The following is a 23,063-nucleotide window of genomic DNA, read 5'->3' as shown; positions in this document are numbered from 1 at the left end:
CGTGATATCTTATTGTAGCGTAAAGAAAATGGTGACTCGTACGGGATTCGAACCCGTGAATGCCGCCTTGAAAGGGCGGTGAGTTAAGCCGCTTCTCCAACGAGCCAAGAAAATGGTGCCTTTTACCGGAATCGAACCGATGACCTCATCCTTACCATGGATGCGCTCTACCTACTGAGCTAAAAAGGCGTTACTGGCTCCTCAAACAGGACTCGAACCTGTGACCATCCGATTAACAGTCGGGCGCTCTACCAACTGAGCTATTGAGGAACAATGGTGGAGATAAGCGGATTCGAACCGCTGACCCCCTGCTTGCAAGGCAGGTGCTCTACCAACTGAGCTATACCCCCGTGAAGTGGTGCCGAAGGTGGGACTCGAACCCACAAAATCACGATTTTGAGTCGCGCACGTATGCCAATTCCATCACTTCGGCAGATGGCTGGGGAGGAAGGGATCGAACCTTCGCATGACGGAGTCAAAGTCCGTTGCCTTACCGCTTGGCGACTCCCCAATGAGCGTTTGCCGCATCAGCGACGAGATTCAATATATCACATCTCTCATTCGCCGTCAACAACTTTTTTCGAAGCCGCTCAGAGCGGCGGCGACAGGTATAATCCTATCATCTGAACCGAGTTCTTTCAACGCGGATTTTCAAGTAAAACGACACAATATCCGCATTTGTTTTCCCCAATCTTGTGCTTGCTTCAAAAAACAACCCTGCTCTTCTAAGAGCAGGGTTGCGATTATGATTCCAAGCCTTCTTCCCGCTTCACTTCAGCGAGCAGCTTTTCATCCTGCTTGCTCAAACTGAGGCGCGCCATCAGATCCGGACGGCGGAGCAGCGTCCGCCTGATCGACTCTTTGCGCCGCCAGACGCTGATGTTGGCGTGGTGGCCCGACATCAGGATGTCCGGCACCTTCCAGCCCCGGAAATCGGCCGGACGCGTGTAGTGCGGGTATTCCAGCAATGGTTCGCGGAAGGAATCCAAAACAGCAGATGTATCATTGCCTAAAACGCCCGGCAACAGCCGCACGATCGAATCGACGATCACCATCGCCGGCAGTTCCCCGCCGGTCAGCACATAATCCCCGATCGAGATCTCGTCGGTGATCAGATGCTCGCGAATACGCTCGTCATATCCTTCGTAGTGGCCGCTGACGATGATCAAATGTTCTTCCTGCGCGAGTTCCAATGCTTTGTTCTGGCTGTAGACTTCCCCTTGCGGACAGGTCAAGATCACCCGTGGACGCTTGCCTTCCATCAGCAAGGACTCCACAGCTGCGAAAATCGGCTCCGGCTTCAGCACCATCCCGCCGCCCCCGCCATATGGCGTGTCGTCGACCGTGTGATGCTTGTTGCCCGAGTACTCCCGAAAATCGACCAGGTTGATCTCCACCGCCTCCTGCGCGCGGGCACGGCCGATGATGCTGGTGCCAACCACGCCTTCGAACATCTCAGGGAAGATGGTCACGATGTCTATACGCACTTGAAATTCGCCTCCAGCGTTAGTCGTCGAGCAAGCCCGGCATGATGTGCACGAGAATCTTTTTGTTCGTCACATCTACATCGAGCACGCAATCGGGGATCGCAGGCAGCAGGATGTCTTTGCCCTTCGGCGGCTTGACCACATACACGTCATTCGCCCCCGGCTGCAGCACTTCTTTTAACGTGCCAAGCACGACACCTTCGTCTGTCACCACTTCACAGCCGACCAACTGATAGATGTAGTATGTATTTTCAGGGAGCTCCATCAGTTCGGTTTCATAAACCTTCAGTTCTCCGCCTTTGTACTTTTCTACATCGTTGATACCATGATGCCCTTCAAAGGTCAGCAAAATGAACTGTTTGTGCTTGCGTGTCGACGCAATCGTCAGTTCAATCGGTTTGGGCTGGTTCGGATGCACCAGAAACAGCTTGGCCCCTATATGGAAGCGCTGATCTTCGAAGTCGGTACGCGAGATCACCCGAACTTCTCCTCGCACTCCTTGCGTATTCACCAGATGTCCGACGAGGATCATGTTCTGTTGACTCAAGCGTGATCACCTGCTCGACGAATTTCTACCACCATGCCATCGCGCAGCACGATTTCGGTGCCGTGGATCACATCTTCCCACACGTCGCCAACGCGAACTTCAACGTTCGTGTCGATCTGGCCGCCCGGGATCTCGGAGCCGATCGGGCTTTGCTGGATTTGCACCAGTTGCTGCATCATTTGCTCACGGCGTTCCATGCGCATGCCCACTTCCTGGTTGATGCGGCCTTGTACCGCGTTCATCGCCTGCGGGCCGTTTTTCTCAGCGTCTTGCAGCGCTTTGCGGGATTGGAAATCGATTTGATCCAGTTCGCGCTGGATGCCTTGGATCGCTTGGTTGATCTCGCCGGTGATTTGAGCTTTTGTATCTTCAGTCAGAATAATTTTTACTTGTACGGGAACTCTCAGGTTTAACACGTTAATTCACACTCCTTTGTGATTTACAGGTATTATACCACAAAAAGGCTGGGAGTCATGAGCCTCCCAGCCTTTTGTTTACACAATTTCAATCGTGACACGTTTTTGCTCTTGCAAAGCTGCAGCCGACACCACAGTGCGGAGCGACTTTGCAACCCGTCCTTGTTTGCCGATAATCTTCCCCATATCAGATGGGGCTACCGATAATTCAAACACGATTGCCTTTTCGGTCACAATCTCATTGACCCGTACTTCCTCCGGGTGATCCACAAGTGCTTTGGCGATCGTTTCGACCAATTGCTTCATAGCAAATTCCTCCCTGGGAAGAGAGATTACTTGCCAGTTTTAGCTTCGTGGACTTTCTTGAGGATGCCGGTTTTCGAGAAGAGGTTCTTCACGGTGTCGGACGGTTGTGCACCGTCGTTCAGCCACTTGATAGCCTTCTCTTCGTCGATGTTGATTTGAGCCGGTTGAGTTACCGGGTTATAGGTACCGATCTCCTCGATGAAACGACCATCGCGCGGAGAGCGGGAATCAGCTACGACTACACGGTAGAACGGAGCTTTCTTTTGACCCATACGCTTCAAACGAATCTTAACTGCCATTGTTATTTCACCTCCATCACAAAATCATATCTTATCATAAATCTCGTTCCGATGGAACGAAAAGATTTACCTTTTGGGTGAGAAATCAGCGATTACATAAAAGGAAGCTTCGGGAAGCCTTTGCCCTTTTTCCCTTTTTTCATCTTCTTGGCCATTCCGGAGAACTGTTTCATCATCTTCTGCATCTCTTCGAACTGCTTGAGCAGGCGGTTGACATCCTGAACGGTGGTCCCGCTGCCTTTGGCGATGCGCTTGCGGCGCGAGGAGTCGATCACCTTCGGTTCGATGCGTTCGATCGGTGTCATCGAGCGAATGATCGCTTCGACACGGCCGATCTGCTTTTCGTCCACGTTGGCGTTTTGCAGACCCTTCATCGCCTTGTTCATGCCAGGCATCATCCCAAGCAGTTGATCCAGCGGCCCCAGTTGCTTGACCTGTTGCAGTTGATCGAGGAAGTCATCGAGCGTAAAGTCTGCATTGCGCAGTTTGCGCTCCATCTCCATCGCCTTGTCCTTGTCGATGTTGGCCTGAGCCTTTTCGATCAAGGTGAGCACGTCGCCCATACCGAGGATTCGAGACGCCATCCGGTCGGGATGGAACGGTTCGATCGCGTCGATCTTCTCGCCGATGCCCGCATATTTGATCGGGATGCCGGTCACCGCCCGGATGGACAATGCAGCACCGCCGCGGGTATCGCCGTCGAGCTTGGTGAGGATCGCGCCGGTGACGGCGAGCTGGCTGTGGAAGCTCTGTGCGACATTGACCGCGTCTTGCCCGGTCATCGCGTCGACCACAAGCAGAATCTCGTCAGGGTTGACTTCGCTTTTGACCCGCTGGAGCTCGTCCATCAACTGTTCGTCGATGTGCAGGCGGCCGGCGGTGTCGATCAGCACATAGTCATGGCCGTGAATCGTCGCATGGTGCAAAGCTTGTTTGGCGATCTCCACCGGCGATACTTGATCGCCCAGGGAGAAGACCTCAGCATCGAGCTGTTCGCCCAGCACCTGCAGCTGCTTGATCGCGGCCGGACGGTAGATGTCACCGGCGACGAGCAGCGGCTTTTTGCGCTCTTTTTGCAGAAGTCGCGCCAACTTGCCGACATGGGTGGTCTTACCCGCACCTTGCAGACCAACCATCATGATGACGGTGGGCGGCTTGGTGACGGCGAGCTTGGCCTGCTCGCCTCCCATCAGGGCAGTCAATTCTTCGTTGACGATCTTGATGACATGTTGACCCGGAGTCAGGCTCTGCAGGACTTCCTGTCCGACTGCACGCTCGCGCACCTTTTCAACAAAGTCTTTGACGACTTTAAAGTTGACGTCAGCTTCGAGCAGGGCCAGCCGCACTTCCCGCATGGCTTCTTTGACGTCCGATTCGCCCAGCTTCCCTTTGCCGCGCAGGCGGTTAAAGGTGTCCTGCAATCGGTTCGCTAATCCTTCGAAGACCATGGCCATCCTCCTTTATTCTGCGATCAGTTCATCGAGGAGCAGTTCCAGCTGTGCCAACTTCTCCTCCGGCAGATCTTCCAGCAGATCGAGGACCTGCTGCCGAGTCTCCATACGGTGCAGAAAACGCTCGACAAGGCGCAGCTTGTCCTCGTAATCGAGCAGCTGCGCGCCTGCGCGCTTGAGGTTATCATGAACCGCTTGACGGCTGATCTCAAATTGCTCGGCGATCTCAGCAAGCGACAGATCGTCCAAGTAATACAGTTCGACAAATTGCCGTTGCTTTTCGGTGAGCATAACACCGTAAAAGTCATACAACAGGTTCATCTGGGTGGTCTTTTCTAACAGATGAGACACCCCCTGCCTGTCAAGTCGAGAACCTTTACAGACGATATATTACTGAAAAGACAACGGCTTGTCAACTGTCTTGCAAAAAATCTTACTCTTGCGGCTTTTCGTCGCCCTTGGCGAACAGCGCGTCGATGAAATCCTGCGCTTCAAACGGCATCAGATCGTCCATCTTTTCGCCAAGTCCTACCAGTTTGACCGGGATGGACAGCTCTTTGCGGATCGCGATGACGATGCCGCCTTTTGCGGTCCCGTCGAGCTTGGTCAGGACGAGGCCGGTCACGCCGGTCGACTCGCCGAACAGCTTGGCCTGCTGCAGAGCGTTCTGGCCGGTCGTCGCGTCGAGCACGAGCAAGGTCTCATGCGGCGCATCCGGCACTTCGCGCTTGATGACGCGGTAGACTTTGTTCAGCTCTTCCATCAGGTTGGTCTTGTTCTGCAGGCGGCCTGCCGTGTCGCAGAGCAGCACGTCCGCTTTGCGCGCGCGCGCCGCCTGAATGCCGTCGTAGATGACGGCAGCCGGGTCGGAACCGGCCTGCTGCTTGATCACGTCGACACCGGCGCGCTGGCCCCACACTTCGAGCTGCTCGATCGCGCCGGCACGGAAGGTGTCGCCTGCTGCGAGGACAACTTTTTTGCCTTCCGACTTGAACTTGTGGGCCAGTTTGCCGATCGTCGTCGTTTTGCCGACGCCGTTGACGCCGACAAACAGGAAGATGGTCAGGCCCTCCTGCGACCTGTTCAGTTCGTTGTTCTGCTCGCCCATCAGGCGGATGAGGATATCTTTTAAGACTGGACGCAGCTCTTCAGCTTCGGTAAGCTTGCGTTTTTTCACTTCCGAGCGCAACTCGTCCATGATATCCATGACGGTGTTCACGCCGACGTCGGCCATGATCAGCGCTTCTTCCAGCTCTTCATAGAATTCCTCGTCGATCTTGCGGCCAAACGAGATGAGCGATTCGACTTTGCCCATCAGCGCGTCGCGCGTTTTGGTCAAGCCTTCTTTAAATTTGCTGAAAAATCCCATGTCGGAACAACTCCTTCGATAACGGCTGTGCTTCTTATCTGTTTAAACGGCTTCGATCTCATTTTCCATCAGGCGCACGGAGACGACTTTGGAAATGCCCGATTCCTGCATCGTGATGCCATAGAGGACGTCTGCGCCTTCCATGGTGCCTTTGCGGTGGGTGATGACGATAAACTGCGTCTGTTTGGAAAACTCGCGCAGGTACTGGGAGTACCGCGCCACGTTGGCATCGTCAAGCGCCGCTTCGACTTCGTCGAGCACGCAGAACGGCACCGGTTTGACGCGCAGGATCGCAAAGAGCAGAGCCAGTGCGGTCAACGCCCGCTCGCCGCCGGAGAGCAGGTTTAAATTTTGCAATTTCTTGCCCGGCGGCTGGGCCAGCACTTCGATGCCGGTGGTCAGCATCGACTCCGGGTCGGTCAGGGTCAGATCGGCCCGCCCGCCGCCAAAGAGCGCGACGAATACATCGACAAAATGAATCCGGATCGCATCGAACGTCTCCTGGAAGCGTTTGGACATCTCGGCGTTGATTTCACCGATCACTTCATACAACTGCTCCACCGCTTTGACGAGGTCGTCGCGCTGCTCGGTCAGGAAGCCTAAACGCTCCTGCATCCGGGCATGCTCTTCGATCGCGCCGAAGTTTACATCGCCTAAGCTTTCGATCTCGCGGCGCAAAGCACGCACGCGCTGTCTCGTCGCTTCGATCTCTTCGGGCAGCGGATAGCGCTCTTTGGCCAGCTCGTAGGAGATGTGGTACTCTTCGGCGAGCTTGGTCAGCGCATTGTTCAGCTCCACGTCGAGGCGGTTGACTTTGACTTCGTTGGTGTGCACCTTCTGCTCGATCGCTTTTTGCACGATGCGGGCTTCGCGCAACTGCTGCTCCAGCGCGCCCGCTTTGCCGGACAGATCCTGTCTGGTCTGGCGCAGAACGTCGAGCTTGGCTTCCGCTTCCCGGCGGTGGCCTTCGAAGTTGTTGAGCAGGGATACGGCGTTCTCCAGCTCTTTTTTGATCTCTTGCAAGCGCAGGCCGGCCTCGGTCAGTTCGGCGTCTTTGCCTGTTGCTTCTGCTTGCAGTTCGTTCAGGCGGCCTTGCAGGCGTTCGACGTTGGCCAGCACCCCTTGGTGCTCCTGTTCGATCGAGGCGAGGCGGACTTTGAACTCGGTCACTTCCTCGTTGGCGTCGTTCATCGCCGACTGCTGTTCTTTCATCGCATGCTGCTTCTCATCGACCGTCTGCTGCAGGGCGGCCACTTCGCTGTCTAAGCGGAGCAGTTCGGCCTGCACCTGTTCTTTTTTGTTTTTGTTGTCTTTCGCTTCCAAACGATATTGTTCAAGCTCGAGCAGGACGAGTTCGAGGCGCTCTTCGACGCCGCCTTGCTGGATGTTCAGCTCGCGGAGCTGAGAATCCTGGCGGTACAGCGTGTCGCGGTGCGTATCGACCAGTCCGGTCAGCTTGTTCAGCTCAGCTTTGGCTGTTACCAATTCTTGCTCTTTTTGACGGAATACAGTCTCGGCGTCAGCAATCTTTTTCTCCATCGCCGCAATTTTTTCTTCCATCTCTTCGATCTCGCGGGTTCGGCCGAGCAGCGACGTGCCTTTTTTCTGTACAGAACCCCCGCTCATCGAACCGCCCGGGTTGACGACATCGCCGTCAAGCGTGACGATGCGCACGCGGTACTGCAAGAGGCGCGCCAAGGCGTTGGCGTCGGCGATCGTCTTGGCGACGACAACGGAGCCGAGCAGGTTGTCGACGATGTTTTGGTACTTGGCGTCGGTGGAGACCAGTTCGGAGGCGATGCCGACATAGCCGCTGTGCCCTTCCACCGCCATGCGCTCAGAGCGGCCGAGGTTGCGGCCTTTCATCACGTCGCGCGGCATGAACGTCGCCCGTCCGCCGCCCGACTGCTTGAGGAAGTGGATGGCATCCCGGCCGGCTTTTTCATTGTCGACAACGACGTTTTGCATCGCGCCGCCCAGCGCCGTCTCCATCGCCTGCTCCAGCTCGCGCGGCACTTGCATCAGCTCGGCCACCGCGCCGTTAATGCCGTTCACACGGCCTTTTTGCGCGGCTTGGAGGATGTTGCGCACGCCGACCTGGTAGCCCCCGTACTGCGACTCCATGTCGCGCAGCAACTCATAGCGCGAACGGGCGGACGCATGTTCGGTCTGCCAGGTGCGCAGGATGTTCGTGCGCTTTTCCTGATCTTGCGACTCGTTCTGGATCTTGGTGCGCAGGGTCTGCACGCGCTGTGTGGTGACCGTCTCCTGCGACGCTTCTTCTTGCCGCGCCTTCTGCACGTCAGACATCGTCTCGCGGAACGCTTGCACGCGGCATTTCAGCTCTGTTTCCTCTTCGCTCTGGCGGAGGATGCGGCGTTCGAGGCCTTCCAGCGTCTGGTCGATGTTCTTGAGCTCGTTGCGCTTGGAAGCGCTGTCGTTCAAGCGTTCGATCAGGTCGCTTTTCAGGCGTTCCACTTCGTTTTCGCTGCCGACTTTGTCGAGGATGCCTTTGGCGAGGTTGAGCTTCTGCTCCAGCTCGCGGCGCAGGGACTGGATCGTGGCCGAGAGCCCGGCCGCTTTTTCCGATTCTGCCGTGTGCAGTTCGCGGGTCGTCTCCTGCTCGCGCTGGAGTTTGTTCAGCGTGTTTTCGATATCGCCGATCGTGACGAGCAGGTTGCGTTCGCGCTCCAGCAAAACTTCGCGGCGGCCTTCCGCCTTTTCGAACTCTTGCACGACGTCGACCAGCGCAGCCTGCGCCTTTTCAAGATCTTCTTCCAGCCGGTTCAGTTCCCAGCGAATCTTCTCGTAGTCGGCTTCCTGCTTGCTGACGAGGGCAGACTGGTGCAAGTGCTCCGCTTCCAGCTCCTTGCCGTCGGTGGTGCCTTGCGTCCATTTGCCATGCAAGTCTTCGATCTCGTGGACGTAGAGCGCGACTTCGTAGCGTTCGAGCTGCTTTTTGAACTCTTTGGCTTTCTGCGCCACTTCCGCCTGCTCCGCCATCGGCTCGATCTGCACTTCCAACTCGCCGATCACGTCGCCGATGCGAATCAGGTTGGCGGTTGTCTCATCGAGCTTCTTCTCCGCTTCTTTCTTGCGGCTTTTGTATTTGACGATGCCGGCCGCCTCTTCAAAGATGGCGCGGCGGTCTTCCGATTTGTTGGACAAGATCTCGTCAATCCGGCCTTGTCCAATCACCGAATAAGCCTCTTTGCCAAGCCCCGTGTCCATGAACAGTTCGGTGATGTCCTTGAGGCGGCAAGACTGCTTGTTGATCATATATTCAGAATCACCCGAGCGGTAGACGCGCCGCGTGATCACCACTTCGTTAAATTCCAAGTCGAGCTCGTGCTGACTGTTATCGAGCGTCAGGGACACTTCGCAATAGTTGACCGGCTTGCGGGTATCAGAACCGGCAAAAATGACATCTTCCATCTTTGCCCCGCGCAGGCTCTTGGCGCTCTGTTCCCCGAGCACCCAGCGGATCGCATCGGAGACATTCGACTTGCCGCTGCCGTTAGGGCCAACAACGGCGGTGACGCCGGGAACAAATTCAAGCTCCGTTCGATCGGCGAACGACTTGAATCCGATGGCTTCTATTCGCTTCAGATACAACCCTTTTCCCCTCCGTGAATGAATCGACTTTCAACCTTTCTAGTTTACCATACACCGTTTGTTTGTGGGACACCGCTTCTTTTCGATAAATACCAGCCTGTTTTTCGCAAATGCATCTTGACGGATTAAACGGTGTTGTGGAAAAATGGGACTCGTTGCAACACTTCGCAAGTCCCCCACACTTTCCCCCGTAAGGAGTTCCCCTCAGATGATCAACAAGAAACAGCTCTTGGAGTATTACCGCTCCCACCCCGACAGTTCGGCACGACTTTTAGGCTTGTTCCCCGAGATGATGAAAGCGGTGGGCCGCCTGATCCTGTTTTTGAGTGAAATGCCGCTCCGGCGCAGCATCCCGCTGGTGCTGTGGAGCGAATTCTGGCTGGAGCGCACGCAGTATGCGGAGAATCACACCCGCTACAAGCGCGGGCGCATCGTCTATGCCGACCTCGGCGCCTTTAACATCGGCTCGGAGACTTCGTACCGCCACCCCTGCCTGATCCTCTGCGAAGGCCGCAACTGGGCCTTTGTCGCCCCGATGACCTCGAAAAAGTACGGCGACCCCGTCACCCTCCACTTCGACCTTCCCTTGCACTACCCGTTTGACACCCCTTCTACCTTGCAGCTTGATGCGGTCAAAGTGATCGACAAGCGGCGCGTCCTCGGATACTTTTTCTCAAAAAGCCAGCATGATGGATTCCTCACACCCGAAGAGATGGAACGGCTGGAGCCGATCGTCGTCGACAAAAAAGACCTGGACGCCGTCGACGAGCTTATCGCCCGCTATTTCGCGCCAGGTCTTTATCGTGATCTGCAAAAATACCGCCTTGAACTTGAACAGCTCGCTTTGGAAAACGAAACGCTCCACCGCGAAATCGCACGGCTGCGGGAAGCAGAATCTCTCTCTTAAGGCTTCCTCCAGCGACCAAGTCTGTCGCTTGGCATCGGCCCTGATCACTACAGGAAGCCTTGCTCAGATTTTGCCGAGCATCATCATCGTCATCTGTGCTGCTCGCTGCTCCGCTTCTTTCTTCGAACGCCCGACACCTTCGCCCATCGACCGGGTATCCAGCATCGCCATCGCCACAAATTCGCGATTGTGCGCAGGTCCCCGCTCTTCGAGGATCTGGTAGGAGAGTTGTCCCAATCCTTCGCGCTGCACGTACTCCTGCAAGGATGTCTTGTAGTCTTGCAACAGCGGGGTGCCGACGCCTTGAATCTCCGGAAACACATACTTGTGCAGGAAATCTTTGACCGCCTGCAGGCCTTGGTCGAGGTAATACGCGCCGACAAACGCTTCAAACACGTCGGCAAGCAGCGCCGGACGCTTGCGCCCGCCGGAGATCTCTTCCCCGCGGCCGAGGCGAATGTAGCGGTCGAACTCCAGCTTCGTGGCAAAGCGCACCAGGGACGGCTCGCAGACGATCGCGGCGCGCAGGCGGGTCAATTCACCCTCCGGAAGCTTGGGGTATTTGAGAAACAGATATTCGCTGACCAAAAGCTCAAGGACAGCGTCCCCGAGGAACTCCAGCCGCTCGTTGTCCTGCCCGCCTTCTGTGCGGTGCTCGTTGCGATACGACGCATGCGTGAAGGACTGCTTGAGCAGTTTTTTGTTGCTGAACTCAATCTCGAGGTGTTGCAGAAATTGTTCGAAGGAACCACCTGTCACCATTTTTCACCTGCCCGTAGAAAAGGAGATACCCTGGCAGCGGGACGTGTCCCGGACTGCCAGGGGAGAAAGACCTAGTCTCTATATTTTTTAATGATGATCGACGCATTATGCCCGCCGAAGCCAAGAGAATTGGACATGATGTATTCCACGTCCGCTTTGCGCGCTTCGTTTGGCACATAATCGAGGTCGCAGCCATCGCCCGGTTCCTCAAAGTTGATCGTCGGCGGCAAGATGCCTTCGCGCAGCGCCTGCACGCAGGCTACCGCTTCGATTGCGCCCGCCGCGCCCAGCAAGTGGCCGGTCATCGATTTGGTCGAGGACATCGCCAGTTTGTAAGCGTGGTCGCCAAATGCGGCTTTCACCGCTTGGGTTTCGTAATAGTCGTTCAACTCCGTCGATGTGCCGTGCGCATTAATGTACCCGATTGCGGACGGCTCGATGCCTGCATCGCGAATCGCTTCTTTCATCGCGCGCGCGGCGCCTTCGCCTTCCGGTGCCGGTGCGGTGATGTGGTACGCGTCGCCGCTCATGCCGTAGCCGACCACTTCGGCGAGAATCGTTGCACCGCGTTTCTTCGCGTGCTCCAGTTCTTCGAGCACCACCACGCCGCTGCCTTCACCGAGGACGAAACCGTCACGGTTTTTGTCAAACGGACGGGAAGCTTTTTCCGGCGTGTCGTTGTACTTGGTCGCCAGCGCTTTCGCCGAGTTGAACCCGGCGACGGTCAGCGGCAGAACCACCGCTTCCGCACCCCCGGTGATCATCACGTCAGCAGCGCCGCGCTCGATGATCTTCGACGCATCGCCGATGGCGTTGGTGCCGGTCGCGCACGCCGAGATCGGCGAGGAGTTCGGCCCTTTCGCCCCAGAATGATCGAGACTTGGCCGGACGCCATGTCACCGATCATCATCGGCACGAAGAACGGAGATACACGGCGCGGCCCTTTTTCGACCAGCGCGGAGTGCTGTTCGCAGAGGGTTTCCAATCCGCCGACGCCAGAACCTATGTAAACGCCAATGCGCTCTGCATTTTCCGGCGTAATCTTCAAATCGGCTTGCTGCATCGCCTGCACAGAGGACGCTACAGCGTATTGGACGAAGCGGTCCATGCGGCGCGCTTCTTTTTTATCGATAAAGTCTTCCGGATTGAAATCGACCTGACCGGCAATCGTGGTGGCAAAACCAGTTGTGTCGAAACGGTCGATGGGCCGGATTCCCGATTTTCCTGCGGTCAAGCTGTTCCAGAAAGTATCTACGTCATTCCCAACCGGGGTGATAACTCCCATACCGGTGATCACTACACGTCTTTTCACGCAGATTCACCTTCTCTTTTTTAGAGTTTGCCTGCACATAGAGAAAATGGAGAAGTCCCGGGCGGAATGCGTCGCGGGACTTCCCCACTCCAGTAAGAAAACCTTACTTATTCGAAGTGATGTAGGATACTACGTCACCTACGGTGTTGATCTTCTCTGCGTCTTCATCAGAGATTTCCATATCGAACTCATCTTCGAGTTCCATCACCAACTCAACAACATCAAGAGAGTCGGCACCGAGGTCTTCTTTGAAGGAGGCCTCAAGTTTAACTTGATCTTCTTCAACACCCAGTCGGTCTACGATGATGGTTTTAACTTTTGCAAAGATATCTGCGGACATGCTGCTCACCTCCTCTCAAGCAGATTCTACCATGCGGATGTGCAGATGGCTACATGACCATGCCGCCGTCAACATTCATGATCTGTCCGGTGATGTACGACGCATTGTCGGACGCCAGGAACGATACGAGGTTGGCGATGTCTTCCGGCTTGCCCATCCGGCCGAGCGGAATCGCTTCGAACAGCTTGGACTTGATGTCCTCGCCCAGCTTGTCGGTCATCTCCGTCTCGATGTAGCCCGGAGCGATCGCGTTGACGGTGATGTTGCGCGAAGCAAGCTCTTTGGCGTTGGACTTGGTCAGACCGATCACGCCGGCCTTGGCGGACACGTAGTTCGCCTGTCCGGGGTTGCCGATCTGGCCCACCACCGACGTGATGTTGATGATGCGGCCCACGCGCTGCTTCATCATCGGGCGCGATGCTGCTTTGGTGCAGTTGAACACGCCTTTGAGGTTGGTGTTGATCACCGCATCCCAGTCTTCTTCTTTCATGCGCATGAGCAGGTTGTCGCGGGTGATCCCGGCGTTGTTGACGAGGATGTCGATGCGGCCAAACGTTTCAAGAGTCGCCGCCACCATTTTTTCTGCGTCTTCGTAAGAAGCCACATCGCCCTGCACGGCGATCGCTTCGCCGCCAATGCTCTTGATCGCTGCTACCGTTTCCTGCGCCGCGCCTTCGCTGCCTGCGTAGTTCACGACAACTTTGGCGCCTTGTTTTGCCAGTTCCAGACAGATCGCACGGCCAATCCCGCGCGAACCGCCGGTGACCAGAGCCGTTTTTCCGCTTAACATTCGGCGAGTTCCCCCTTTAGCGCAGCCACAGTTGCTGCGTATGTATCCGGGCTGTTGATCAAAAGCCCTTTGGCGGTCTTGTCGATCCGCTTGAGCAGGCCGGTCAGCACTTTGCCCGGGCCGACCTCAACGAACGTCCCGATGCCCAAGTCGTTACGCATCGTCAGCACGCTGTCTTCCCACAGCACCGACGACGATACCTGACGGGTCAGCGCATCGCGAATCTCCGCCGCGCTCTGCACCGGCTGTGCGGTGACATTGGCGATGACCGGGACGGCCGCATCTTGAATCTCGATCGTTTGCAGCACGTCGGCCAGCTTGTCGGCAGCCGGCTGCATCAGCGTTGAGTGGAACGGACCGCTGACGACGAGCGGCGTGACTTTGCCTTTGTTTTCTTTCAGCACGCGACCCGCTTCTTCGACCGCCTCCGCCTTGCCCGAGATCACCACTTGCCCCGGGGAGTTGACGTTGGCCAGTTCAACCGGTCCGTGCGTCTTGGAAACTTCACGGCAGATCTCGGCGAGCTGTTCACGGTCAACGCCCATCACGGCGCTCATCGCACCAAGGCCGGCCGGAACGGCTTCGTCCATGAATTTGCCGCGGGCATGCACAACGCGCACCGCATCTTCAAACTTCATCGCGCCGGCAGCTACCAGCGCCGAATATTCGCCCAGCGAATGGCCGGCCGTTGCAGCCGGTGTGAACCCTTCCGCCTTCAGCACTTCCAAAAACGCGATCGAGGTGGTCAGGATGGCCGGCTGGGTGTAATAGGTCAGACGCAACTTGTCTTCCGGGCCGTTCCAAATGATCTCCGACAAGGAGAAGCCAAGCGCTTCATCCGCCCGTTTGAACACCTCAGCCGCTGCCGGATATTGTACTGCCATCTCTTTGCCCATGCCGACGACTTGTGCGCCTTGGCCTGGGAACAGCAGTGCCAGTTTGCTTGTCATGTTGTCTTCACTCCTATCAGCCGTTGCTTACCATTTCAGCACGGTTGCGCCCCAGGTCAGACCTGCGCCGAAACCGACGAGCACCAGCGTGTCGTTCTCCTGAATCTTGCCTGCGCGCACCGCTTCGTCGAGCGCCACCGGAATCGATGCTGACGACATGTTGCCGTAGCGGTCGAGGTTGACGTACACCTTTTCTTCCGACAGTTCGAGGCGCTTGATCGCCGAATCGATGATGCGGGTGTTCGCTTGATGCGGGATCAGGTAGTCGATGTCCTCTTTGCTGAGTCCCGCTTTCTTCAGCGCCGCTTCCGAAGCGGAGCCAAGGATGCGCACGGCGAACTTGAACACTTCGTTGCCCGCCATCGAGATGAAATGTTTGCGCGCCAGCACCGTCTCCTGCGTCGCCGGGTTGCGCGAGCCGCCCGCTTCCTGCTTCAGCAGGTTGCCGCCGGAGCCGTCTGCGCCCATCTCAAAGCTCAGGAAGCCGCGCCCTTCAGCGGTCGGCCCCAGCACTACTGCGCCTGCGCCGTCGCCGAACAGCACACAGGTGCTGCGGTCTTCGAAGTCTGTGATCCGCGACAGGGTCTCCACCCCGATGACGAGCACATGCTTATACATGCCGGTCTCGATCATCGGCACGGCGACAGACAAGCCGTACAAGAAGCCGCTGCAGCCTGCCGACAGATCGAACGCCGCCGCCTGTTTGGCGCCGAGGCGGTCCTGAACGAGGCACGCCGTCGCCGGGAACATCATGTCGGGCGTGACGGTCGCACAGATGATCATGCCGATCTCATCGGCGGTGACGCCTGCCGCTTCCATCGCGCGCTGTGCCGCGAGGAACGCGAGGTCGGAGGATGCCGTGTTTTCGTCAACAAAACGGCGTTCGCGAATCCCGGTGCGGGAGCGAATCCATTCGTCAGTCGTCTCGACGCGCTTGGACATCTCCTCATTGGTGACCACCTGATCAGGGACTGCCGAACCTGTACCTAAAATGCCGACCGAAATTTTGCTCATGATGTCTGTTCTCCCCCTTCCGAAAGATCGGTGCGGATCTTGCCGAGCACATCCCCTTTGAGGAATGCTCTGGCCTGATGAATCGCCATGCGGAACGCGCGGGGATTGGACGACCCGTGCGCCTTGATCACCGCACCGTCGATGCCGAGCAGCGGAGCGCCGCCGTATTCTGCGTAGTCGAATTTATTTTTGAAAGCGGCGAGCCCCGGTTTCAGCACCAGCGCTGCCAGCTTGCTCATCGCATTTTTCATAAACACTTTTTTCAACTCGCCGAAGATGCCCAGACCAAAGCCTTCGATCAGCTTCAGCATGTTGTTGCCGGTAAAGCCGTCGGCGACCAGCACGTCACACTTGTCGTTCAGCGCCTCGCGCGCTTCGATGTTGCCGACAAAATAGAACGGGCCGGCTTCGAGCAGCGGATACGCTTCTTTGCGCAGCTTGTCGCCTTTGCCGGGCTCAGCGCCGATGTTCAAGAGGCCGATGCGCGGCTTCTCCCGCTCCAGCACGATCTGCGCGTAGGCGTTGGCCATCAGCGCGTACTGGTAAAGGTGGTTCGCTTCCGCATCCATGTTCGCTCCGACGTCGAGCGTCAGCATCGAGCCTCCGCCCATCGTCGGCCAGATCGAAGCAAGCGCCGGGCGCTCGATGCCTTTGACGCGGCCGACGATCAACAGCCCTGCCGTCATCAAGGCGCCGGTGTTGCCGGCCGAGACCATGCCGTCAGCCTGTCCTTCTTTCACCATTCTGGCGGCGACGACCATCGAGGAATCCTTCTTGCGGCGAATCGCTTTCACCGGCTCGTCTTCCGCTTCGACCACTTCGGTCGTATGTACGATTTCAATATTGGCAGGGAGGTTCGCTCCCGCATGCTGCTTAATCTGTCCTTCATCGCCGACCAAAATCAGCGTGATATCGGGATAGGCGCGCGCCGCGTCCAGCGATCCTGCTACGATCGCCTGCGGTGCGTTGTCGCCGCCCATGGCATCAATCGCTATTCTCACAGGTCTTTCCCCCGTTCTCTGCCTTCGGTGCTACATCTTAAAGACGACAAACTGCCCTTCGAACACGATGTCGTCGCGAACCTTCGTCGTCACTTCCACATGTGCGCGTTCGCCGCGCAGGTCCTTGACCACCGCTTTGCAGACCAGACGCTCGCCCAGTTTGACCGGGCGCTTGTATCGGACCTCCGCCGAGCCGGTCAAGACCGTCTCCGCGTTGATGATCCCTACAGCCAGCGAATTGGCCTGTGCGAACAAATGATGTCCGCGGGCGATCTTGGTGCGGGAGAATACGTGCTCCGGCCCGATCTCGAGAATCGAGATCGCCAAAGCGTTCAAATCGAGCTCAATCAGCTCGCCGATCACTTCGGTGCTTTCCAGCGACCGCACTTCCGAATAATTCTGCTCAGCCACCGCTTTGATCCGCTCACGTAGTTCCGGGATCCCAAGGGCAAGCCGGTCGAGGCGGATCGTCTGCACGCTCACTTCAAACCGGTCGGCCAGCTCTTCATCTGTCAGGAAAGGCTCCGAGTCGATCAAAGCTGTCAACTCTTGCTGCCGCTGCCTTTTATTACGCGCTGCCATATCTCCTCGAATCCCCCTAGCCATTAGGAGATGTCTGCGATGTTTACTCGCTCTTAGTACCTAGTGCTATTAGAAGTATATAAAAAAAGATCAGCTTCCACAACTCATTTTTTTGTCGCTTTTAAGACAAGTTTTGTCGAGGAAAACGAAAAAAGCAAGCGCCGGAAAATCAGCGCTTGCCTTTATGGGCGTAATTATTCAGCCTCTACAACGGTACGGCCTTTGTAAGAGCCGCAGTTTTTGCAGATGCGATGAGCCAGTTTCATTTCATGGCACTGCGGGCATTCCACCATACCCGGAACCGAGATCTTGAAGTGGGTGCGACGCATGCGCTTGCGGGTCTTCGAGGTACGTCTTTGCGGTACTGCCATTGGATCCACCTCCTTAACAGAGAAAAAAGAAAGCTTAAGAATCTTTTTCAAAAAATTTAGCCAGATCTGCCAACCGAGGGTCGATTCGTTCTGTTTGACAGGAACAACTCGCCTCATTGAGGTTGACGCCGCACTGCGGACACAATCCAGCGCAATCCTGATTGCAAAGTGGACGATACGGCAGGGCGAGATTGATCGCCTGCTCGAGATAAGGCACAAGATCGAACTGTTCACCGACGACCAAGTTGCGGTCATCATTGTAATCAGTACCTTCCTCTGCGGAAAGCTTGTCCTCCGATACTTGCATGAAATGCTCGTCAAATGGCACATGCAAATCCTCGGAAAAATCGGTCAGACAGCGTGAGCAGCGATACGTTGCCTTCCCATGCAGGCTGCCCTGCAGGAGTCCGACACCGGATGCCTCCGTTCCGTGCAATTCTGCGCGGACCGGTTCAAGCTTGATCAATTGACGATTCTCTTTGACGAGGTTCGGCAGTTCAACCGTTTCTTGCAATGTAACGCCTTCGGATCGCTCTCGCAATTCACGCCAACTCAGTTTCAACGATATCACCTCGTAAGCAACAGAGTTCATTATATCTAGTGATTGGCAAATTGTCAATAAAGTTCATGCTTGCTATAATGACGAATATTACGGCTGTTGGGAGGAGTTCCCATGAGAGTCACCGGCGTCGTCGTCGAGTACAATCCGATGCACAACGGACACTTGTATCATCTTGAGCAATCACGGGCATCCACGTCGGCCGATGCGGTCGTCGCCGTGATGAGCGGCCACTTCTTGCAGCGCGGAGAACCTGCGCTCGTCAACAAGTGGGCCCGCACGAAAATGGCGCTGCAGCAAGGCGTAGACCTCGTGCTGGAGCTGCCTGCCGCTTATTCAGCGCAGAGCGCCTCCCTGTTCGCCTACGGGTCGATCGCGGTGCTCGACCGCCTTGGCGTGGTCGACACCGTCTGTTTCGGCAGCGAAAGCGGCGATATCCGACCGTTGCAAGCCCTTAGTAACATCTTAGTGGAAGAGCCGCCGCTTTTCAAAACTTTTTTGCGCGAAGAGCTGCAAAAGGGGCATTCGTACCCCCGCGCCGCTTCTGACGCGCTGGCCCGATTTGCCGCCCTCGATCCTGCGATCGATTCGGAGCTGGCCCAAAAGCCCAACAACATGCTGGGGCTGGAGTACCTCGCGGCGCTCAAAAAACTGAACAGCTCCATCGAGCCTGCCACCATCACCCGCATCGCGGCCGGTTACAACCAGGAGACGATCACCCATCCGTCGATCGCTTCAGCGACAGCGATTCGCAAAGCGACGTTTGAGACGGGGATCGAAACGGCGGAAAATTTGCTCCCTGCCGTCTCCTACCGCGTGCTGCAGGAAGAGTTTGCAGCCGGGCGCGGACCGCTCTCGTGGGAGAACTACCGCCAGGCGCTGTTCACGCTCCTGCACCGCGCCACGCCGGACGGGCTCCGCGAATATGTCGGGGTGGATGAAGGGCTGGAGCACCGCCTGCTGGAAGCCGCTCTGCGGGCCGCTACGGTGCATGAGCTGATCACACTGACCAAGACCAAGCGCTACACGTGGACGAAGATCCAGCGGGCGCTGACGTCGGTCCTGCTTGGGCTGACGCGCCGCGAGCAGAAGGAGCTCTCTGTGGCGGACGGTCCGCCCTACATTCGCGTGCTCGGCTTCACCGGGCGGGGACAAGCGGTGCTGAGAGCTGCGTCCAGCCGCGCCAGTGTTCCTATTCTGACCAAATTGCCGAAGGAAAAACCGAAGATGCTCGAGTTCGACCTGCGCGCCTCGCGCCTCTATGCGCAAGGCTATTCTGCCCGGCAACCAGGCGCAGAGCTCTGGGACATCACCCGACCGGTACAGATTGAAAACTGGTAGCAAAAAACGCCTCTCCACGATTGTGGGGAGGCGTTTTTCGTACAAGACGTATTTATTTTTTCGGCTCCAGCTTGTTGAGGTAGTCGATCGCTTCCTGCAAGGTGGCAACCGGCACCACTTTCATTTTGTAGCCAAGCTTTTTGACTTCATCGGCCGCTTCGAAGGCGTTGGTGTCATAATCAGGATCAAGGTCGGCCGGCGCGAAGAAGATATCGGCTCCTTCGTCATTGGCTGCCACGATCTTGTGGCGGATCCCGCCGATCTGTCCGACCTCGCCTTCCATCGTGATCGTCCCCGTGCCTGCGATGCGGTAGCCTTTGGTCAAGTCGCCCTGTGCGATCTGGTTGTAGATCTCCAGCGAGAACATCAGACCGGCCGACGGACCGCCGATATCTTCCGCGTCGATCTTCACTTCGCGGTCATTTTCAATGCGGGTCTCATTTTCCAACTGCATGGCAAGACCGATGCGCTCGATGATGCCCGTTTTCGTATTGACCGAAAACTTCACCACGTCGATCGTCGCCTTTTGAGCTTTTCCGTCGCGGGTAAATCCGACCTCGACCTTGTCGCCCGGCTTCTTGTTCTCCTGAATGTACGACGACATCTCGTCCACCTTGCGCAGTTCCTTGCCGTCGATCGAGTGCAGGATATCGCCGACCTGCAGGATGCCTTTTGCTTTCGAATCCTCGAGGAAGGCGCGCAGGAACACCCCTTCATAGTGCACGGTGACCTGCTCCTTGGCGGCCGTCAGACCTGCGACGATCGCGTTGTGCTGGGAGCTGGTCATCATGTGGTCGAGGAGGCGCGAATATTCGTCATCGCTCATGTCGCCGCGCACTTCCTCTTCCTTCTTGAGCTCCGTGTGCGGCGCCACAAAACCGTAGCCCAGGTAATAGATGTTGCTCGCCTTCACCGAAGCGATGGTGGTCAACATCAATGTGCCTTTTTCCGCCTTGTCGCCGCCTTCGACCGTCACCATCGGGGCGAGCTCTTCCGCGCTGCCCGGCTGATACAGATAATAGGGCGTCGGGATGAAAAACGAAAGGGCGAGCACCGCTGTGATCACCGCGCCCTTGATGTTCTTTTTGCCGAAAAATCGGGTGCTGTCGCTATGCTTCTGTCCCATCCGCGTACTCTCCTCCCTGCCACTCGTCGATCGTTTTACGGATCAGCTCAGCCACACGCTCTGTCGCTTCCCGTCCGTGAGCGATCACCTCTTCAATATTTGAAAACGCCGTCGACGAAATATGCCCGACATCGGGGCGCACGATCACATCCGCATTTAGAATGCGGGTGCGCAAAATCTCGCGCTCCATGATCTCGATCGACTGAAAGATCACATCGAAAATGCCTTTTACTTCCGTCTCGCGGTCATACAGCCCAACATCGACGGCGATGACGATGTCCGCCCCCATCTCGCGGGCCACGTTGATCGGCACCCGGTCGATCACGCCGCCGTCGACCAGCACGCGCCCCTGATAGCGGTGCGGCATGAAAATCCCGGGGATCGAGATTGAACCGCGCACCGCATGGTACGCCGGTCCTTCGCGAAAGACGACCCGTTCGCCCTTCTGGATATCGGTCGCCACGACGGCGAGCGGAATTTTTAAATCTTCGAGGTTTTGATCTTTGGTCAAAAAGCGGACCATCTCCATGATCCGCGTTCCGTTCACAAAGCCCATCTTCGGCACGACCGTAAAATCGATCCAATGCCTGCGCTTCAAGTTGACGGCAAGGGACTCCATGTAGCGCGTGTCCATCCCGGAGCAGTAAAAGGAGCCGATCATCGAGCCCATCGAGCTCCCGGCGATCATGTCGACCTGAACGCCCATCTTCTCCAGCACCTGCAGGACACCGATATGCGCAAAGCCGCGCGCACCGCCCGCTCCCAGCGCCAATCCGATTCGTGGTCTGCGCACCAGGCTCTCCCTCCCTGTGCATCTGATGATAGTTGTTATTTATGTACCTGCGCTGTGTTACTTGCTGTATTTCTCTCGCATCGCCGCTTCCACATGCTTCGGCACGAGGTCGGCGACCGGGCCGCCGTGGCGGGCGATCTCTTTGACGATCGAGGAACTGAGGTAGGAATAGTTGTGATTGGTCGGGATGAACAGCGTCTCCGCCGCCTCGTACATGTGGCGGTTGAGCGAAGCCATCTGCAGTTCGCTCTCGAAGTCGGAAACGGCCCGCAGCCCTTTGATGATCACGCCGGCGTTTTGCTCGCGCGCGTAGTCGACCAAGAGGCCGGTAAAGCTGTCCACTTCCACGTTCGGCAGGTGTTTGACCGCTTCCCGGAGCAATTCTTTGCGCTCGTCGATCGTAAACAACGGATTCTTGTGCGGATTGACCATGACGGCGATGATGACCTTGTCAAACACCTTGGCACCGCGCTCGGCGATGTCCAGATGCCCAAAAGTAACCGGGTCAAAAGATCCCGGGTAGATTGCGATGCTCATGCTTCAGTCTCCATTTCTGTAATCTCGTAAAAACTGATCGCGATCTCGCCGTACTCCGCATGCCGCCAGCGTTTGGCGCGGCCGTATGCGCCTTGCAGTTCCACATCGGCGCTGTGCTCAGCCACGATGTACGCCCGCTCGGTCAGCAAGTTCAACGTTTGCAGTTTCGAGATCAGCTCTTCGTAGTAGTTCACCAGCTTATACGGCGGGTCGAGGAAGACCAGCTCAAACTGCAGCCCGCGCCCGGCCAGTTGGTCAAGCGCCCGTCTGGCGTCATTTTTGTAGATCTCGGAGCGCTCGGTCAGCCCAAGCGTGCTCACGTTCTCACGGATGGTCGCCACCGCCTTGTGGTCGGTGTCGAGAAACACCGCTTTGTCGATGCCGCGGGACAACGCTTCGATCCCAAGCCCCCCGGTGCCGGCGAACAGGTCGAGCGCCCAGCCTCCGTCAAAATAGGGGCCGATGATGTTGAACATCGACTCTTTCACTTTATCGGTCGTCGGGCGCGTGCTGGTGCCCGGAACCGCTTTTAAACGCCTGCCTTTGCAGTCGCCTGAGATGACGCGCATGATGACTTCACTCCTCAGTCCTTACTTTACCATAAAAGACCACCCCTGAGCCAATCCCCTCCTTTTGCAAAAGAAAAATTTCTCAGTGATGTATATCCTGCCTGCAGAGCGGCAACGATAACAACTAGCAACGGCGAGAGCTGTTGCAGGCAACCGCGGAGAAGACTTAGGTTTCCCCATAAGCTCTTCCTCCGGTTTCTCCTCTCCCAGTGCTTGCCGTGCAAACGGCGAGCGAAAACCCGCGTATACCCGGACGCGGGTTTTTCTTTTTTCCAGACATTCTTGGCCGTTCGCGGCGGCATCCTAGGAACGAGGAGTGACGAACCATGACGATGACCGGACCTGTCCCCTTAAAGCGGATCGAACAGTCCCTGCACCGGATGCGCCTTGCGGGCTATCAGCTTGAAGGCGTGGCCAACCAGCTGCTGAACGGCTCTTCCGACCAGCGCCGCATCGGTAAGCGCCTGCAGGACGTCCTCACCGTCTATCAGGAGGAACTGCAGAAGATCGGCTACATGGTCGAGCAGGGCGACCAAGAACCTTTGTCGCAGGAACAACTGCAGATCGGCATGCAAGTGCAGGAAGCGATCAACGAAATCAGTCAAATCTGAGCGCCCCA

The 23,063-nt window shown here is 56.8% G+C and carries 25 protein-coding genes, 6 tRNA genes and 1 pseudogene; 3 read left to right on the top strand and 29 right to left on the bottom strand.

What is annotated here, in order from left to right:
- Nucleotides 1–29: 29 nt before the first annotated feature.
- From CBW65_RS16740 to smc, 15 genes are all read right to left on the bottom strand, one after another.
- Nucleotides 30–106, bottom strand: a tRNA-Glu gene (locus tag CBW65_RS16740).
- A gap of 7 nt (nucleotides 107–113) precedes the next feature.
- Nucleotides 114–189: transfer RNA gene (locus CBW65_RS16735), tRNA-Thr, on the bottom strand.
- 5 nt (nucleotides 190–194) lie between these two features.
- A tRNA-Asn gene (locus CBW65_RS16730) sits at nucleotides 195–270 on the bottom strand.
- 4 nt (nucleotides 271–274) lie between these two features.
- Nucleotides 275–350: transfer RNA gene (locus CBW65_RS16725), tRNA-Ala, on the bottom strand.
- Between the two features lie 6 nt (nucleotides 351–356).
- Nucleotides 357–433 (bottom strand) — tRNA-Leu (locus CBW65_RS16720).
- 3 nt (nucleotides 434–436) lie between these two features.
- Nucleotides 437–511, bottom strand: a tRNA-Gln gene (locus tag CBW65_RS16715).
- A 232-nt stretch (nucleotides 512–743) separates the two neighbouring features.
- Nucleotides 744–1,487, bottom strand: coding sequence for a tRNA (guanosine(37)-N1)-methyltransferase TrmD (trmD, locus tag CBW65_RS16710; RefSeq protein ID WP_087457777.1), 744 nt, complete (start codon nucleotides 1,485–1,487; stop codon nucleotides 744–746).
- A gap of 19 nt (nucleotides 1,488–1,506) precedes the next feature.
- The gene (rimM, locus tag CBW65_RS16705) at nucleotides 1,507–2,019 is read right to left on the bottom strand and encodes a ribosome maturation factor RimM (protein WP_087459272.1); all 513 of its coding nucleotides are present in this window, start codon (nucleotides 2,017–2,019) and stop codon (nucleotides 1,507–1,509) included.
- 11 nt (nucleotides 2,020–2,030) lie between these two features.
- Nucleotides 2,031–2,450, bottom strand: a complete 420-nt coding sequence (locus CBW65_RS16700; RefSeq protein ID WP_157722001.1) for a YlqD family protein — start codon at nucleotides 2,448–2,450, stop codon at nucleotides 2,031–2,033.
- A gap of 78 nt (nucleotides 2,451–2,528) precedes the next feature.
- Entirely contained in the window at nucleotides 2,529–2,756 is a 228-nt protein-coding gene (locus CBW65_RS16695; RefSeq protein ID WP_087457775.1) for a KH domain-containing protein, read from the bottom strand.
- A 26-nt stretch (nucleotides 2,757–2,782) separates the two neighbouring features.
- On the bottom strand, nucleotides 2,783–3,055 hold the full coding sequence (gene rpsP / locus CBW65_RS16690; protein ID WP_087457774.1) for a 30S ribosomal protein S16: 273 nt from the start codon (nucleotides 3,053–3,055) through the stop codon (nucleotides 2,783–2,785).
- 92 nt (nucleotides 3,056–3,147) lie between these two features.
- Nucleotides 3,148–4,503 carry a signal recognition particle protein gene (gene ffh / locus CBW65_RS16685; RefSeq protein ID WP_087457773.1) on the bottom strand — a complete coding sequence of 452 codons (1,356 nt, stop codon included), beginning with the start codon at nucleotides 4,501–4,503 and terminating at the stop codon, nucleotides 3,148–3,150.
- A 12-nt stretch (nucleotides 4,504–4,515) separates the two neighbouring features.
- Entirely contained in the window at nucleotides 4,516–4,848 is a 333-nt protein-coding gene (ylxM, locus tag CBW65_RS16680; RefSeq protein ID WP_087459271.1) for a YlxM family DNA-binding protein, read from the bottom strand.
- A 91-nt stretch (nucleotides 4,849–4,939) separates the two neighbouring features.
- A complete protein-coding gene (gene ftsY, locus CBW65_RS16675; RefSeq protein ID WP_087457772.1) occupies nucleotides 4,940–5,875 on the bottom strand; it encodes a signal recognition particle-docking protein FtsY in 936 nt (311 codons plus the stop codon).
- A gap of 42 nt (nucleotides 5,876–5,917) precedes the next feature.
- Nucleotides 5,918–9,490: a chromosome segregation protein SMC gene (smc, locus tag CBW65_RS16670; RefSeq protein WP_087457771.1), complete on the bottom strand. Its 3,573-nt coding sequence runs from the start codon at nucleotides 9,488–9,490 to the stop codon at nucleotides 5,918–5,920.
- Nucleotides 9,491–9,698: 208 nt separating this feature from the next.
- Here smc and CBW65_RS16665 point away from each other — a divergent pair, with 208 nt between their 5' ends.
- Nucleotides 9,699–10,397, top strand: a complete 699-nt coding sequence (locus tag CBW65_RS16665) for a type II toxin-antitoxin system PemK/MazF family toxin (protein ID WP_157722000.1) — start codon at nucleotides 9,699–9,701, stop codon at nucleotides 10,395–10,397.
- 63 nt (nucleotides 10,398–10,460) lie between these two features.
- On the opposite strand, the gene rnc is transcribed toward CBW65_RS16665, so the two are convergent.
- The 10 genes and pseudogenes from rnc to CBW65_RS16615 all read right to left on the bottom strand — a co-directional run bounded on the left by rnc (nucleotide 10,461) and on the right by CBW65_RS16615 (nucleotide 18,081).
- Nucleotides 10,461–11,156, bottom strand: a complete 696-nt coding sequence (gene rnc, locus CBW65_RS16660; protein ID WP_232463348.1) for a ribonuclease III — start codon at nucleotides 11,154–11,156, stop codon at nucleotides 10,461–10,463.
- Nucleotides 11,157–11,230: 74 nt separating this feature from the next.
- A pseudogene (gene fabF / locus CBW65_RS16655) lies at nucleotides 11,231–12,471 on the bottom strand (beta-ketoacyl-ACP synthase II).
- A gap of 103 nt (nucleotides 12,472–12,574) precedes the next feature.
- Nucleotides 12,575–12,811 (bottom strand): acyl carrier protein, encoded by a 237-nt coding sequence (acpP, locus tag CBW65_RS16650; protein WP_087457768.1) that lies wholly within the window; start codon nucleotides 12,809–12,811, stop codon nucleotides 12,575–12,577.
- A gap of 49 nt (nucleotides 12,812–12,860) precedes the next feature.
- Entirely contained in the window at nucleotides 12,861–13,601 is a 741-nt protein-coding gene (fabG, locus tag CBW65_RS16645) for a 3-oxoacyl-[acyl-carrier-protein] reductase (protein ID WP_087457767.1), read from the bottom strand.
- Nucleotides 13,595–14,551, bottom strand: a complete 957-nt coding sequence (gene fabD, locus CBW65_RS16640; RefSeq protein ID WP_087457766.1) for an ACP S-malonyltransferase — start codon at nucleotides 14,549–14,551, stop codon at nucleotides 13,595–13,597. Before fabD ends, fabG begins: the two co-directional genes overlap by 7 nt.
- Before the next feature lie 27 nt (nucleotides 14,552–14,578).
- Nucleotides 14,579–15,565, bottom strand: a complete 987-nt coding sequence (locus CBW65_RS16635; protein WP_087457765.1) for a beta-ketoacyl-ACP synthase III — start codon at nucleotides 15,563–15,565, stop codon at nucleotides 14,579–14,581.
- Entirely contained in the window at nucleotides 15,562–16,566 is a 1,005-nt protein-coding gene (gene plsX / locus CBW65_RS16630) for a phosphate acyltransferase PlsX (protein ID WP_087457764.1), read from the bottom strand. Before plsX ends, CBW65_RS16635 begins: the two co-directional genes overlap by 4 nt.
- Before the next feature lie 30 nt (nucleotides 16,567–16,596).
- A complete protein-coding gene (gene fapR / locus CBW65_RS16625; RefSeq protein ID WP_087457763.1) occupies nucleotides 16,597–17,148 on the bottom strand; it encodes a transcription factor FapR in 552 nt (183 codons plus the stop codon).
- Between the two features lie 194 nt (nucleotides 17,149–17,342).
- On the bottom strand, nucleotides 17,343–17,519 hold the full coding sequence (rpmF, locus tag CBW65_RS16620) for a 50S ribosomal protein L32 (RefSeq protein ID WP_087457762.1): 177 nt from the start codon (nucleotides 17,517–17,519) through the stop codon (nucleotides 17,343–17,345).
- Between the two features lie 34 nt (nucleotides 17,520–17,553).
- Nucleotides 17,554–18,081, bottom strand: a complete 528-nt coding sequence (locus CBW65_RS16615) for a YceD family protein (RefSeq protein ID WP_157721999.1) — start codon at nucleotides 18,079–18,081, stop codon at nucleotides 17,554–17,556.
- A 111-nt stretch (nucleotides 18,082–18,192) separates the two neighbouring features.
- Between CBW65_RS16615 and CBW65_RS16610 the strand changes: the two genes are divergently transcribed.
- Entirely contained in the window at nucleotides 18,193–19,419 is a 1,227-nt protein-coding gene (locus CBW65_RS16610; RefSeq protein WP_087457760.1) for a nucleotidyltransferase, read from the top strand.
- 52 nt (nucleotides 19,420–19,471) lie between these two features.
- Here the strand turns inward: CBW65_RS16610 and CBW65_RS16605 are convergent, their stop codons facing one another.
- From CBW65_RS16605 to rsmD, 4 genes are read right to left on the bottom strand one after another with little or no spacing between them, the layout of a single operon-like run.
- Complete coding sequence (locus CBW65_RS16605) at nucleotides 19,472–20,545, bottom strand: SepM family pheromone-processing serine protease (RefSeq protein ID WP_087457759.1); 1,074 nt, start codon at nucleotides 20,543–20,545, stop codon at nucleotides 19,472–19,474.
- The gene (locus CBW65_RS16600; RefSeq protein ID WP_087457758.1) at nucleotides 20,529–21,338 is read right to left on the bottom strand and encodes a patatin-like phospholipase family protein; all 810 of its coding nucleotides are present in this window, start codon (nucleotides 21,336–21,338) and stop codon (nucleotides 20,529–20,531) included. The genes CBW65_RS16605 and CBW65_RS16600 overlap by 17 nt, the downstream gene beginning before the upstream one ends.
- A 57-nt stretch (nucleotides 21,339–21,395) precedes the next feature.
- On the bottom strand, nucleotides 21,396–21,875 hold the full coding sequence (coaD, locus tag CBW65_RS16595; protein WP_087457757.1) for a pantetheine-phosphate adenylyltransferase: 480 nt from the start codon (nucleotides 21,873–21,875) through the stop codon (nucleotides 21,396–21,398).
- Nucleotides 21,872–22,444 (bottom strand): 16S rRNA (guanine(966)-N(2))-methyltransferase RsmD, encoded by a 573-nt coding sequence (rsmD, locus tag CBW65_RS16590; protein WP_087457756.1) that lies wholly within the window; start codon nucleotides 22,442–22,444, stop codon nucleotides 21,872–21,874. Before rsmD ends, coaD begins: the two co-directional genes overlap by 4 nt.
- A gap of 326 nt (nucleotides 22,445–22,770) precedes the next feature.
- On the opposite strand from rsmD, the gene CBW65_RS16585 reads away from it, so the two are divergent.
- Complete coding sequence (locus CBW65_RS16585) at nucleotides 22,771–23,055, top strand: hypothetical protein (protein WP_087457755.1); 285 nt, start codon at nucleotides 22,771–22,773, stop codon at nucleotides 23,053–23,055.
- Nucleotides 23,056–23,063 lie beyond the last annotated feature (8 nt).

It is taken from the genome of Tumebacillus avium (assembly GCF_002162355.1).
In the GTDB taxonomy this organism is placed as follows: domain Bacteria; phylum Bacillota; class Bacilli; order Tumebacillales; family Tumebacillaceae; genus Tumebacillus_A; species Tumebacillus_A avium.
The sequence above is the reverse complement of the archived record's forward strand: the minus strand, read 5'-3'. Positions and strand labels throughout refer to the sequence as shown.